We start from the raw sequence: 13,401 nt of genomic DNA on the forward strand, positions 1-13,401 counted from the left end.
TCATTGTCCTTTTTTTAATAGTCACTTCGTTTTCTTAAATTTTCACTTGATATCAACAACTTAAAGAAAACAGTTGAAAGACATGATATTTAACATAGTTTGAGCATGTTTACAGTCACATCCGGGAAAGAATTAGCTGTGTTACGATATATCTTATTACTCTAGAGGAGTATTAATAATGTCAACAACTTGCAAAAGAGGTGTGTAATTGAAACTTCCAACAATCCAATTCGGACATATTAAATCGAGAGTTCCTGTTATTCAAGGTGGAATGGGTGTAGGCATATCCTTAAGTGGACTAGCCGCTGCTGTAGCCAATGCAGGCGGGATCGGCACCATCTCTGGTACAGGGATCACTCCTGATGAGCTGAGAATGCATATTCGCAAAACAAGAGAACTCTCTAAAGGGAATGGCTACATCGGTGTGAATGTACTATTCGCAGTGAAGGACTTTGCCGAAAAAATGAAGATTGCTTTGGAGGAAAAGGTTGACTTTATTATTTCCGGAGCCGGAATTTCTAGAGATATTTATGCTTGGGGTAAAGAATATGGTACTCCTGTCGTAACTATTGTTTCATCCGCCAAATTAGCCCGAATTTCCGAAAGACTTGGTGCCTCCGCAGTCGTTGTGGAAGGGTTCGAAGCTGGAGGGCATTTAGGTACAGACAGATCCATGTTTGATATCCTTCCTGAAGTCTTAGAGGCCGTTTCGATTCCTGTTATTGCTGCGGGTGGAATTCTAACAGGGGATGATATCGCAAAAGCCCTTCGGATCGGCGCATCTGGTGTTCAAATGGGTACCCGTTTTGTGGCTAGCCTTGAGTGTGATGCTCCCTTAGCCTTCAAGCAAAAGTATGTAGATGCTCAGCAAGGAGATACTGTCCTAATCAAGTCTACTGTGGGTCTAGAAGGTAGAGCGATCCGGAATGAATTTACGGACCGGATCAGTGATGATGCCAAATTAAAGATAGTCAAATGCTATAATTGTCTAAAGGTTTGTTCACATCGCTTCTGTACAATGGAATCCCTGCTCACTTCCCTTAGAGGAGATGTTAAGAACGGATTGGTTTTTGCTGGGTCCAGAGTTCATGAGATTAAAGAGATTTTGTCCGTACAGCAGATTATCGACAATTTAATGGATGAGTATCAAGGGGCATTGAACCCGACAACTTAAGGTTGTTATAAGATTCAAAAGCACGATTAACCACTTAAGCAAGCTTGGGATTTCCGAGCATAAGTGGTTTTTCATTTCGCTTGATACTCAAATTTAGTTATATTTAATAAGCTTTTGTGTTGTATTTAACTAAAGATTTCCGTACCTTTCTTTTTAATTGCAACAACAGCTAAATATCTTCACAGCCAAAATGCAATATGCCCAATACCCAGGATAATCGCAAAAGATGACTGGATATATGTACTCTTCAGAGCACCACTTAACAATTTGCCCTCTCCCTTTCTCATGTATTTTTATGAGTTGGTTTAATACAAAAATTCGCTGAACTATATCTTCTCTAAAAAATTCTAATATGGTCCTTGAAGCTTTCTATGTATGCCGGTTAACGGATACTACCTTGTGATTATGAGTTTACCGCTTAGCCTATAAAACTCATGATAAAGCTTCATGAGCGCCCTCTTCTCTATCCTCGAAACATAACTCCGCGAGATCCCCAGCTCTTTGGCAATCTCCCGCTGCGCCCGCTCTTCTCCACCTGTATCCAATCCAACCGCCCAACCACAACTTCTTTTTCCAGGTCATCCAGAATATCAAGGTTACGATATATCTTACTCTTTTCGATCTTCAGATCGACTTCTTTAATGACATCATCAGCTTCGGAGCCAAGGATATCGATAAGTGTAATTTCATTACCTTCTTTGTCCGTCCCAATTGGATCATGCAGGGATACGTCTTTACGTGTTTTCTTGAGCGAACGCAGGTGCATCAGAATTTCGTTTTCAATACAACGTGCTGCAAATGTGGCTAGTTTGCTTCCTTTGTTTGGACGATAGCTCTCAATAGCTTTAATTTGACAGATAGTGCCGATGGAGATCAAATCCTCCATGTCTTCCACAGTATTATCGATTTCTTAAGGTTATGGACAACGATGTGAGGTCAAAAAAATAAACCAATTACGATCGATTCTGATTCGAATTGGTTTCCTTTTGCATATTATATTTAATTTGTAGTTTCCGATTGATTTCTTGTGTACATCCTGGTAATCCATTTAAATAACGCTTTACTTGATCAATCAACTCTAAGTGAGATATCAGAATATTCATACTTGTTAAATTGCATCTAACAATATCCTCGGTTTCAATATGATAGCCACCGTTTTTCACACGTAGAGCAATACATTCAATATTTAGCCGAACATCTGCTAGTCCCATATAAAACACAATAATTTCAAAGCCTTGTTCCTTTGCATCCTCATCTGCCTTATAACGTTACCACCCGCTAAAGGGTTTCCACAATGAAATCTCACTTATTCCAGATACACTACCTGGCTATTCTTATGGCTTCTTTCCCAACAGATACTTTACTCTTTTCAGGATGCCCATTAGTGATCTTGCGGCTATGCATCTGGAATCATCAGTGATTCTGCCTTATGCCATGCTCCGATATAGAATCTTCAATCTTCCACTTTCATGAAATGAAAAACATAATATTCTCCGTTAATTTTTAGCTATTCCTTTTCTTTTTCATTTCGTCAAATTCACATAAAGTTAAGTAAAATTCAAGGTTTTTGGTGATGCAGCTGGATGATGATACTCAATATCCTATGGATTCTCCAAAAACTATCATAAATTGTAATATATTTAGCGCAATAGTTTACATATACATTACATTATATAATTAAAAGAGCTATTTTTTTCTTTTTACAAACTTAAAATATATTAAATTCATAATATTCATTGACTGAAACAAATACTAGTGTTATATTTCCTAACATTAAATAATAAAATACATACAGGAAAAGGAGATTACGCACATGAATAAGTTCAAACGTCTACGTGAAACTAAAAGAGAGCATTCTGGTTCCACCCGATCTGAATATTCACCAGCAAAAAAAAATTGGAGTAAAAAGCAATTTATAGCTACTTCAATTGTGTTATCTGTTATTGCTACGAGTGTAATTCCGTTCCAAACAGCTGACGCTTTAACTAGAGTTACTTCAGAAAGTGGCACAGTATGGGAGATTCACGATGTCTTTGCTCCTAGCTTAGACACAGGAAGTTTACGTACAGTTGGTGCTACACAAGTACAAGGTTTCGGCAATATCTTTGTTAAAGTGTCCTCGCCTTCAGCTCCACTGATGAATGGTCAAATGATGCGTGGGTTTGACTTGAAATATGACGGCGTTAATAAGTTTACTTCGGCTCAATCTGTAAATCTAGGAAATGTAACTGTAACACGTGAGGTGTATGTGGATACTATTCATAATCGAACGAGATTCTTTGATACTTTCACTAATAAAAATGATGTGGCAATAAAAGTTGATGTATCATTCGGTGGCTCTTTAGGATATGGTACAACAACAAATGCTTCAGTAGTTAAGGCAACCTATTCAGGCGATCTAAAGGTAACTACAGATGATTCATGGATTGTTGTAGATAGTAGCGCCAAAAACAATAAGCCGCTAGGCGTTGCAGTGGGATCTCCAAAGCCGTTTGATAATGGATTAACCGGTCTAGGTAATCAGCAACAGGATCCATTCACAATACCCTTAGCTGAGCATGGAAATGAAGCGAATTTCTATGGGTTCATTAACACATTAAATATTAGGCCGGGTGAGTCGAAGTCCCTAGTAAATTATGTACAAGTTGGAGAAGCTGGTGAAGAAGGATTAAAAAATCTGGTTGCTAGTCTAGATGGACTTAATAGTCTGCTAGACGTAACCGGATTAACAAACGCACAAATTCGTTCAATTAGCAACTGGGATATATCTGCTATAGAGGGACTTGATACTGGAGATCATCTGGTTATTCCAACTGCTCCTGCACCTAAAGAATTAGTAACTTCATCGCCGTATGATGTTAAGAATAAATCCATTGCAGAAATGCAGCAGGATATGATTAATGGCAAAACTACTTCTGTACAAATTACTCAAGCCTATTTAGATAGAATCAAGGTATACGATGAGGGACAATTGGGATTCCATGCATTCCTGCATGTATCTGAAACTGCGCTTAACCAAGCAAAAGCTGCTGACGATGCCCGTGCACAAGGTGTAAAAGGTGATTTATTGGGTATTCCAATTGCGATAAAAGATATTTATGATACAAAGGATATGCCTACTACCGGTGGCAGTAAAGCTCTTGAAGGCTGGCAGCCTGATTCTGATGCATTCCAAGTGAAAAAACTGCGGGAAGCTGGAGCTGTAATTATTGGTAAAGTAAACACTTCTGAGTTTGCTAACAGCGGAAGCTTTAGTGAAAGCGGCTGGCAGCAAACATGGAATGCACTCTATCCATCGAAAACATCTTTTGGCTCAAGCGGCGGGTCTGCAGTATCTGTTGCAGCTGATTTTGCAGCAGCAGCAATGGGATCGCAAACAGGGGTATCTCTATATGCACCAACTACAGGCGCTAGCTTAAAAAGCTTCCGGGGTACAGACGGTATGGCAAGTACTACAGGTGTACTGCCACTCACTTGGGGACAAGATTATGCAGGTCCCATTGCCAAAACAGTAACTGACCTAGCCATTATATTGAATGCTACAACGGGTACGGACCCACAGGATATTTTCACAGTCACTGCTGATGCAGATCATAAGCGTCCAGTGGATTGGAAGGAATCTCTGGATGCTAATGCATTGAAAGGAAAGAAAATTGGATACATTCCTGCATCCTTTGTATCTGCATATGCTGATGATGATACTGGACAGGCAGTGATGGATAAGTTCTCAGAGCTTCAAGCAGCGGGGGCGACAATGGTTGAAATGTCAGCTGTACCATCAGGCCCTAGTCGTCCTTCAGGTATTAATGGATCTACTGAAGGTTGGGCACGTTATATTGAGCTTCATAAGGACTTCCCTTATATTGATGGAGCAAGTGTATTAGCTTCAGATAAAGTGCTTATCTATAACCAAAGAGGATATAGTACCCCAACTCGTATGACTGAACAGGCTGTACAAGATTACATTAAGTATAGAACTGACTATAAGGAAGTTATCAAAGGCTGGATGGACGCGAATGGTGTTGATGCTGTTGTTTATGCAGGTTTTATTAGCGACGTATATAACAATGACGCAGCAGCTTCTCAATTAAGTTCAGACCGTAACACAGGCGTATTAACCTCTACTATGGGACTACCTACGGTAGTTGTTCCTGTAGGAACGAATGACAGCGGATATTCTATCTCTATGCAACTGGTTGGTAGAGCATGGGACGATGCAAAAGTTTTAGGCATGAGCTACGCTCTTGAGCAACAAAGTCAAGCTAGACTACTTACAACATTTGCTCCAGCACTTCAATACGTTTCAAACTCTACTAATCCTGATCCAAACACAGATAATGGACCAACCCATCCAAATACTGGAGGAGGTACAGTGACACCTCCAGCAATAACAACGCCTATAGAAACACCGGCACCTGCAGAAACAATAACACCAGCAGATAAGCCGAAAGTTGTTAGTTTTGTAGATACAATGAATCATTGGGCAAAAACAAGCATTGACGCACTAATTGCTAAGGGATTATTGACGGGGTATTCCGATGGAACATTCCGCCCAAATTCAGGTTTGACTCGTGCCGAAGCAATTAAAGTAATTGCAACTTACATGGGACTTGAAGGACAAGAAAGTAACTTTATAGATGTATCTCCAACTCATTGGGCGAATAAGTTTATCGGTGCAGCTGCCGGATCAGGCTTGATGAACGGATATAGTGACGGAAGCTTCCGTCCAGATGAGAAGATTAGTCGTGGTGAATTAGCGGCACTAATCACTCGAGCCTTTAAGCTAACAGGTACTGGAAACACATCATTCAAAGATGTTACAAGAAATGCATGGTATTATGATTCCATTGATGCACTCGCATCCAATAATATTATTACAGGATACGCAGACAGTACATTTAAGCCTGAAAAAGATATTACTAGAGCAGAGTTTGCAGCAATTGTTTCCAGATTACTAGAAACTACTAATTAAAAGAAATTCAATTAAAAATGACAGAGTACTCGAGTAACCACGTTTACAGGAAGGGCCATCCCGAAAGGGATGGCCTTATAACTTGCCGTTACAGATAGTGCGATGAACCGTATCATAAGTAGGGCGAACCCTATCCACACAAAAAACGACTCATCCGTAGACAAGTCGCTTTCAAGTTTTATTATTAATGGATTATTACTGTGTAATTGTCATCAGTCTCACCGCTTCGCCTTATAAAACTCATGATACAGCTTCATCAGCGCTCGCTTCTCAATCCGTGACACATAGCTGCGACTTATACCAAGTTCCTTAGCAATCTCCCGCTGTGTCCTCTCTTCTCCACCTGTATCCAGCCCAAACCTACCCACCACAACTTCTTTCTCCCGGTCATCCAGAATATCTAGGTTGCGATATATCTTACTCTTCTCGATCTTCAGATCTACTTCTTTAATGACATCATCAGCTTCGGAGCCAAGGATATCGATGAGAGTAATTTCATTACCTTCCTTGTCTGTCCCAATTGGATCGTGCAGAGATACATCTTTACGAGTCTTCTTCAATGATCTAAGGTGCATTAGGATTTCATTTTCAATACAACGAGCCGCAAATGTAGCCAGTTTCGTCCCTTTGTTCGGACGGTAGCTCTCGATGGCTTTAATCAGGCCGATCGTGCCGATGGAGATGAGATCCTCCATGTCTTCTCCGGTATTATCGAATTTTTTCACTATATGGGCAACGAGCCGCAAATTATGCTCAATCAACAAATTGCGGGCCTTGGCATCTCCCTCAGCCATCATCCCTAAGTATCGGCTTTCCTCCTGCTCCGAGAGCGGTTGTGGAAATGCATTATTCCTTACGTATGATACCAGCAGCGTCAGTTCTTTGATCAGCAACGCAATCGTGCTTAAGAATCCAGGCAACTTGGCGACACCTCCCGCACTTGTACAATGAAACCGATCTGTTTGCCTTACGGGTTCATGGTCATCCTTATTGTATGTGGGCGTGCGCCTAGAAGTGCCTGTACGGGGGAAATTGTACAACCACAGAAATTTATTTTTTATACGAGAAATCAGTCATACTCTACTCATTCACTTGTCTTTTAACACGATGTTGTTAGCGGTAATTCTCACTCTCTTCTGATAATAAACTCCTCTTCTCTAGACGTAAGAACCTTAATGATGTCCTTATCAAAAGTAACCTTCAAAATAGACTCTGGTAATTGTTCAAGAATACCCCCGCAAGAATCTCCCGACGGATCACCGTACACAGCCGAAGCCAGCCAGTGGATTCCAGGTTCAAGGAAAGTCGTCAGTGTAGGCAAAACAGTCCGGGGATGAAGCAGGTTTGTGTTGGCATTAGGCCAAATTAGCTCCGCCTTTTCATAGCCGATCAAACCCTTGACTCCGCTTGTTCCCCATGCTGTAGATACTGCGGCGGTTGTAAGGCCGATCTGCTGTTCCACCCCCGCTTCCTGACCAAGCGCGAAGCCGCCCTCTGCGGCGTCCAACGGTCGTCCGGTCTCGATCCGGTGTATCCGAATATGCCAGGGCAGCCCAGCAACGATCCAGGTCCGAACCTCCACATTAGTCCATGGCTTCCAGACGGAGTGCAGCACATTGTCCACAATTGTTGTCTCCATATTCCGCCGTCTGACCCGATACAAGTTGTCCCCGCTCTCACTCAGAGCGAGCATGGAATCAAATGCCCCTTGAGACAATCCCCATTCGGAGCGGGACACACTGAATCCGAAGCCTGTTGAGTATACAAATTTCTCATACTTGGCAGACGTGTGGGTATGTTCATTCGTATATAGATGACCGCTGTTGAAGGCAGCCACATGGCCGGAAGCAGGTTCGCGGACAATGACAAGATGCGCAGGCTTCTGGACTATAACTGCAGGAATATCCGGCAGCGGCAGTTCTTCTTCCTTCCAGAATGGATGCTCCGCGCTGAGAGCCAATGGCAGGAATGTCTTTAACGCCCAATAGGGGGAACCGGGAGCATTATAATTCTCCGCCATGACCAAGTTGGGGTAGGTATAACCAATCGTCAGAACGCCTCCGGCATCAAAGATCGGCTGGCTGAACCACCAGCGCAAATTGCGCAGTACTAATCCTTTGACCACACCTACAGGGAATCCTTCAACGCCTGCATAGACGAGTGCGCTCCAGAAAGCAGACTGGGCAAAGCGGTAGGTTAAGCTCCTTCCATAAGGAAGGGCAGATCCGTCCGGAGCGAACCAGCCCAAGAATTCGGTGGCAAAAAGCCGGGCCCGTTCTTTGAACACCTGTGAACGTTCCGGGTCCTCCTGTTCCATCAGCTTCGCGTACAGTAGCGCATAGTAATGGATGGCAAAAGGAACATAATAATCGCTATGCCCGTTAATTCCATCACTGTACCAGCCATCACCCAGATAAAAATCATCCATTCGCTTCAGATTGTTCTCCAGCTGCTCCGCGTCGTAGGGACAGCCGACTCTGCGGAATCCGACATTAACCAGCACGTTGAAGAACAGCCAGTTGCAGTCATAGCAAGGATGGGAATTAATCTGATTCAGCCAACTGTACAATTGCTCCTGTTCCTTCTGGGTAAGTGGTGACCAGATCTGTTCAGGAATGGCGGCTAAGGCGAAACCGAAGACCGCCATCTCTACCAGACGCTGGTCATAATCTTGAACTTCACCCCAGTATTCTTCATGGGCAGGATCCGTGCCGTGGCGTATGCCATCCAGCACAGTATCCCAAAGCCCGCTTTCTCCCCCTCCTATGAGCAGGGGCACTAAGCCCCATAATACCCGGGAGAAACCTTCCATTTCTGCAGTTGCAGCCGGATAGCTGGCTCCTGTTCTACCGATTGCCAGCCGTGCACTACCTCTGCTGTAGAGCGGTCGAAGCGGATCTGTAAGCTGTTCAAGAGCAGAGATCAGATCCTCCCGGGTCTTTAGCGGATTTTTAGCAATAGTCGTAAATGTCTTCTCAGTCTGCATTATATGCCCCCTATTCCCAGTAGAACGGTCCGGCTTCTTTTAGCCGGGCTAGTGCTTCGACATAGAAGAAATCTCCGTAGATAAGCGGAACATCTATATTCCGATTCTCAGGATAGTTACTCGTACCATGAAGCAGCAATCCTTCTTCTTCTGCATTGTCCCAAGTTCCATAATTCCTATAAAGGGATTCTGTAATTCTTATAGCCCCGTTCTGATATACATGCGCCTCCGAGTCATCTACTTGGCTAGCTAACAACAGCAAGCCACTCGCTGCACAGGCACCAGCAGAGCTATCCCGAATCTCCCCAACTTCACCGGGAGCACGAAAATCCCAATGTGGAACATGATCTTCGGGCAGACGGGTCAAGAAAAAATGCGCAACCTGCTTGGCTGTATTGAGATAACTCTGCTTGCCCGTATGATGATAGGCCAATGACAGTCCGTAGAGTGCCCAGGCCGCCCCGCGCGACCAAGCCGACTCAGGCGCATAACCTTGCCCGCCAAGCTTCTCAACCACTTCGCCCGATTCCGGGTTGAAGTTGACGATGTGATAAACCGAACCATCCGGCCGGATGAAATGCTCCAGCACCGTATCCATATGCGCCTCAGCGATATGTCGATAACGTGGATCCCCTGTTACTTCGGAAGCCCAGAAGAGCAGGCTGGTATTCATGCAGCAATCGATAATGGCTACCCCACTGTTATCCTCGCCTTCACTCCATGGATTCCAGGCCCGGATGTAGCTTCCTTTCAGATTGAAGCGGGCCGCCAGATAGTTAGCTGCCTTCAACGCCCGGACTCGTGATGCCTCTCTGCCCGTGAGCTTGTAGTTCGCAACACTGGTCAACAGCCACATAAAGCCTAGGTCATGGTCCAGCTTCACATAACCATCCAGCACCTCGTCAAGCCGTTCCTCACACTGCTCAGCAACCGCTTTCAAATCCTCATCACCACTCTCAGCATAGAGCTGCCAGAGCATTCCCGGCCAAAAGCCGGCTGTCCACCAGTTTGGTGCTTCAAGCACGTATTTGCCGCCTTGACTCGCATGGGGGAATTCTGCACCGATTCTCCGGTTGTTCGTTCTAGTCTTCTCCAAGGCTTTGCCCCAAGCCTCGTCTACCCAAGCTTGCTTTACTAATCTACTCATCTAAATCCCGCCTTTATTCGAATTAGCCTCTACCCTCTGATAGAGGACTTTTTATAAGCTCAGGCCCATCTTTTATAGAAATTGAAAAGTGAATACCAGTTTGCCCACCGCGCCAAGCTGAAGCACATGGAAGTCCAGACTATACCAGAGCTTCTCCATGCCAAAATGATCCCGGTACATATGCACAGTAATCTCCGGCTCAACTTTCAGTGAATCGTAAGTCACTTCAACGCCGCGAGTCATAGTCCCCGGCAGCAGCAAGGTACCCGGATGAAAAAGCTTAGGCTCACGCCAGGTGACAAACCGCTCCGTCCAGCTCGCTGGAATTCCCGCATACCGGTAAGTGTCTGTAAGCTCCAGCCGTGGACATTCCTCTTTATGCCAGACGAACGAACGGATTAAGGACTGTAGTCCTGTTACCTGATACGCCTGTGTCAGATCCAGTGTCAGCTCATCATTCTCCTCCGCCGATGCATACAGCACTGTGGAGCTGAACTCCCGACCGGCCAGCTGATACTGGCCATCAATGATCGGCAGCGAATGACCCTGTGATCCATTGCAGTCATACTGGTAACGGCCAGCCCCAAAATAATCAGCAGTATACTCTCCGCTCCCAAGATCGGATGCATAGATTTCTCCCCGGCCGCTCAGAATGAAATGTCCCAGATCATTATGGTTATGCGGTTCAGCATTGTGCCCGCCCTTAGTGGCGAATCCGAATGAACCCGCCTCCGACACATGACGCGAGACAAGCCAAGCGGCATCAGGGAGAAAATAGCTGGCGGCTCGCCAAGCTTCGTCCTCCTTGCCAGCCCTGGTCCAGATCAGATTGCGGAAAGCCGGTGCAAAGCGGCTGCAATGATCTTCAGTGTAAGGAGCACGCAAAGCGGATGGGGGGCGTTCGACATCCGTACAGACTTCCGCCAGATAATGGGACAATCCCATATGTACTAGCACCTGAGGCACTGAATCAGAGAAATTGGCTACATGACTTCCGTCAATGAAACATTTTTGTTGGAAGCGCGCGATTTGCGCTACCTTCTCTTGCTTGAACCAGTCCAGTCTGCCTGCGCTTCTGGAACAGAGCAGATCGCTATAATAAGTGAAATAACCAAACCCATAATTCCAGTACCCAAGGCCTTCCAGACAGGCACCATCCTCACCGAACCCTTCCAGGTAATACAACATGGCGCGCTCTGTCCTCAGCAGAATATCCGCAAGCATGGCCGGGTCCTCCACAGACAGCAAGGCAGCAGCCCCGATTGATCCCGCACAGACCGCTGCCCAATTATGCCGCGCTGTCTCCCAATCATAAGGGCCATTTTCAAGAAATGGACGAAACAGTCTCCGCTCTACTTCATGGTGGATTCGGGATCTCAGAAGCTGCGAAAGTCGTTCCCCGAGCAAAAGTAAAACTTCACTTAAAGTAAATCCGGTCTCGGAAGAAAACAGATCAATATACCGGTTGATATCAGCTGCATTATGATCCGCTGGGAGGTGGGCCGGAAGACACCAGGTGTACTCATCGCATATAGCCCAGAGGATGTCCTCCAGCTTCTCCAGTACTTCCGGATGATCCGGCTCCAGCAAAGCCAGAAATACATAAGTATTCAGCCTTCTTCTCCGTTCAAAATAGACCCGTTCATATTCCAGCCTCGAACCCGTACGCGAATAAGTGGAAAATAACGTATACGACAGTTCAGGTATAGACTGCCCGTCCAGTCTTACCGCCTCCGCGCGGATCTCGCTGCTATCTGCCTGTAGTACTCCCGATGATAACGCCTGTTTCCAAAAAGCAGCCGCCTCCCCCTTTGGATAATACAAGCTCAGATCGACTGGCTTCATTTTATGCACTATTTCCAAAAGCATCTGTTTATTCATGCCTTTTTTCCTCCTTATAGATCAGTCAGATCCGCGAAGCATCTTATTCTTCACTAATATGGCTGAATACTTTTTATTCCAAGGCATGATCTCTCATAACATCCTCACCGGCTGTAATTTTTAATGAAGTCCATTTCATCTCTTCCCCTGACCAGAAAGGATCAGAAGGGAGCAGCCCCAGCGGGAGGAATACGGAGGCGCATAAATAAAGACTGCCTGTATTGATATAGCTCTCCGCAAGCTCCGGCTGATAACCGTATACCCCCGGACGTAGCCATCCGGACTCATCCAGCGTATCCGGATATTCCATAATTCGCGTAATCACAGCTGTCAAAGCGCAGCGTACCTGTGCAGGGGGCAATGCTTCCTCCAAAAAATGCTGCAGCGCCGCCTGCGACAGCAGTTGAAACGCCCCAAAACGGTAAACGATCGAACGCCCGATAAAGGGATAGGTTCCATCCGGTGCAATGATCCGTTCGAGAACAGTAGCGTATCGCTGTGCCCGTTCCAGAATCAGCGGTTTCAATGCGGAATATTGCTCCGACTCCTGTTCAAAAAGTGCTACCACATCCACCAGCATCGGCTGAATAACAAAGCTGTTGTAATAATCCCAGTGAAAGTCCTTGCCATCCCCGTAAACTCCGTCGCCCTTATACCAATCCATGAACATATGGACCGCATAACCAACGCGCATCCGGTCATATTCAGGATCGCCGAGTATATACAAAGCGGCTTCCACCATTGCACTGAACAGCAGCCAGTTGCTTCCGCTTGGCGCTGTCCGGCGTGTCTGCTTCAACGCTGTTATTAAGTTCCCTTTGACCCGCGCACTCAGCTTGGCGGCAAGCTGCTTTGGTGCACGAACCAGCGCGTGTGCCAGGAATGCCGCATCAACCAGCGGTTGGCCTTCGGTCTTGAATTCCATATAATCAGGTGAATTCGGATCAACAGCGGCATCAATGGCTTCCAGCATTAGCCCTGCATAACGTGCTCTAAGCTGTTCTTCCGCACTCTCAAGTCCCTCTAGTTCAAGCCAAGGGGCCATTCCGCAAGCCAATCTCGCAAAAGCCTCCAAATGGGCAAACTGGCTCCGATCCCTATGAAACTCTGTAGGCAGCTGTTCCTTTAATTTCCGCTCAGCCAAAGCATTCAGCACAGGCCCCCCGATCAGCAGCATTGTATCCAGCCAGTATTTACGCTGTTCCTTCCCATTCATGCACAATTCCACCCTTTCAATTGCG

Annotated in this window: 7 protein-coding genes and 1 pseudogene; 2 read left to right on the forward strand and 6 right to left on the reverse strand. The window is 45.5% G+C overall.

The window, feature by feature from the left end; genetic code table 11:
* Positions 1 to 208 precede the first annotated feature (208 nt).
* Positions 209 to 1,174, forward strand: coding sequence for a nitronate monooxygenase (locus tag MKY63_RS03560; RefSeq protein ID WP_036675848.1), 966 nt, complete (start codon positions 209 to 211; stop codon positions 1,172 to 1,174).
* Between the two features lie 392 nt (positions 1,175 to 1,566).
* On the opposite strand, the pseudogene sigK (MKY63_RS03565) reads toward MKY63_RS03560, so the two are convergent.
* Positions 1,567 to 2,078, reverse strand: a pseudogene (sigK, locus tag MKY63_RS03565) (RNA polymerase sporulation sigma factor SigK); the annotation flags it as partial.
* A 909-nt stretch (positions 2,079 to 2,987) separates the two neighbouring features.
* Here sigK (MKY63_RS03565) and MKY63_RS03570 point away from each other — a divergent pair.
* A complete protein-coding gene (locus MKY63_RS03570) occupies positions 2,988 to 6,146 on the forward strand; it encodes an amidase family protein (RefSeq protein WP_339811541.1) in 3,159 nt (1,052 codons plus the stop codon).
* 218 nt (positions 6,147 to 6,364) lie between these two features.
* Here MKY63_RS03570 and sigK (MKY63_RS03575) read toward each other — a convergent pair whose 3' ends face one another.
* From sigK (MKY63_RS03575) to MKY63_RS03595, 5 genes are all read right to left on the reverse strand, one after another.
* The gene (gene sigK / locus MKY63_RS03575) at positions 6,365 to 7,066 is read right to left on the reverse strand and encodes an RNA polymerase sporulation sigma factor SigK (RefSeq protein WP_036675850.1); all 702 of its coding nucleotides are present in this window, start codon (positions 7,064 to 7,066) and stop codon (positions 6,365 to 6,367) included.
* Between the two features lie 206 nt (positions 7,067 to 7,272).
* A complete protein-coding gene (locus MKY63_RS03580) occupies positions 7,273 to 9,132 on the reverse strand; it encodes a DUF2264 domain-containing protein (protein ID WP_339811543.1) in 1,860 nt (619 codons plus the stop codon).
* A gap of 10 nt (positions 9,133 to 9,142) precedes the next feature.
* The gene (locus MKY63_RS03585) at positions 9,143 to 10,279 is read right to left on the reverse strand and encodes a glycoside hydrolase family 88 protein (RefSeq protein ID WP_339811546.1); all 1,137 of its coding nucleotides are present in this window, start codon (positions 10,277 to 10,279) and stop codon (positions 9,143 to 9,145) included.
* A 72-nt stretch (positions 10,280 to 10,351) separates the two neighbouring features.
* On the reverse strand, positions 10,352 to 12,160 hold the full coding sequence (locus MKY63_RS03590) for a hypothetical protein (protein WP_339811549.1): 1,809 nt from the start codon (positions 12,158 to 12,160) through the stop codon (positions 10,352 to 10,354).
* Positions 12,161 to 12,233: 73 nt separating this feature from the next.
* Positions 12,234 to 13,376, reverse strand: coding sequence for a DUF2264 domain-containing protein (locus tag MKY63_RS03595; RefSeq protein WP_339811551.1), 1,143 nt, complete (start codon positions 13,374 to 13,376; stop codon positions 12,234 to 12,236).
* Positions 13,377 to 13,401 lie beyond the last annotated feature (25 nt).

Origin of the sequence: Paenibacillus sp. FSL R7-0189, assembly GCF_037969925.1 — a bacterium.
In the GTDB taxonomy this organism is placed as follows: Bacteria; Bacillota; Bacilli; order Paenibacillales; family Paenibacillaceae; genus Paenibacillus_AQ; species Paenibacillus_AQ odorifer.

Bases quoted from the DNA above. Each gene is read 5' to 3' on its own strand.
- MKY63_RS03570 (WP_339811541.1), top strand. From the start codon at position 2,988: ATGAATAAGTTCAAACGTCTACGTGAAACTAAAAGAGAGCATTCTGGT.
- MKY63_RS03580 (WP_339811543.1), bottom strand. From the start codon at position 9,132: ATGCAGACTGAGAAGACATTTACGACTATTGCTAAAAATCCGCTAAAG.
- MKY63_RS03585 (WP_339811546.1), bottom strand. From the start codon at position 10,279: ATGAGTAGATTAGTAAAGCAAGCTTGGGTAGACGAGGCTTGGGGCAAA.
- MKY63_RS03590 (WP_339811549.1), bottom strand. From the start codon at position 12,160: ATGAATAAACAGATGCTTTTGGAAATAGTGCATAAAATGAAGCCAGTC.
- MKY63_RS03595 (WP_339811551.1), bottom strand. From the start codon at position 13,376: ATGAATGGGAAGGAACAGCGTAAATACTGGCTGGATACAATGCTGCTG.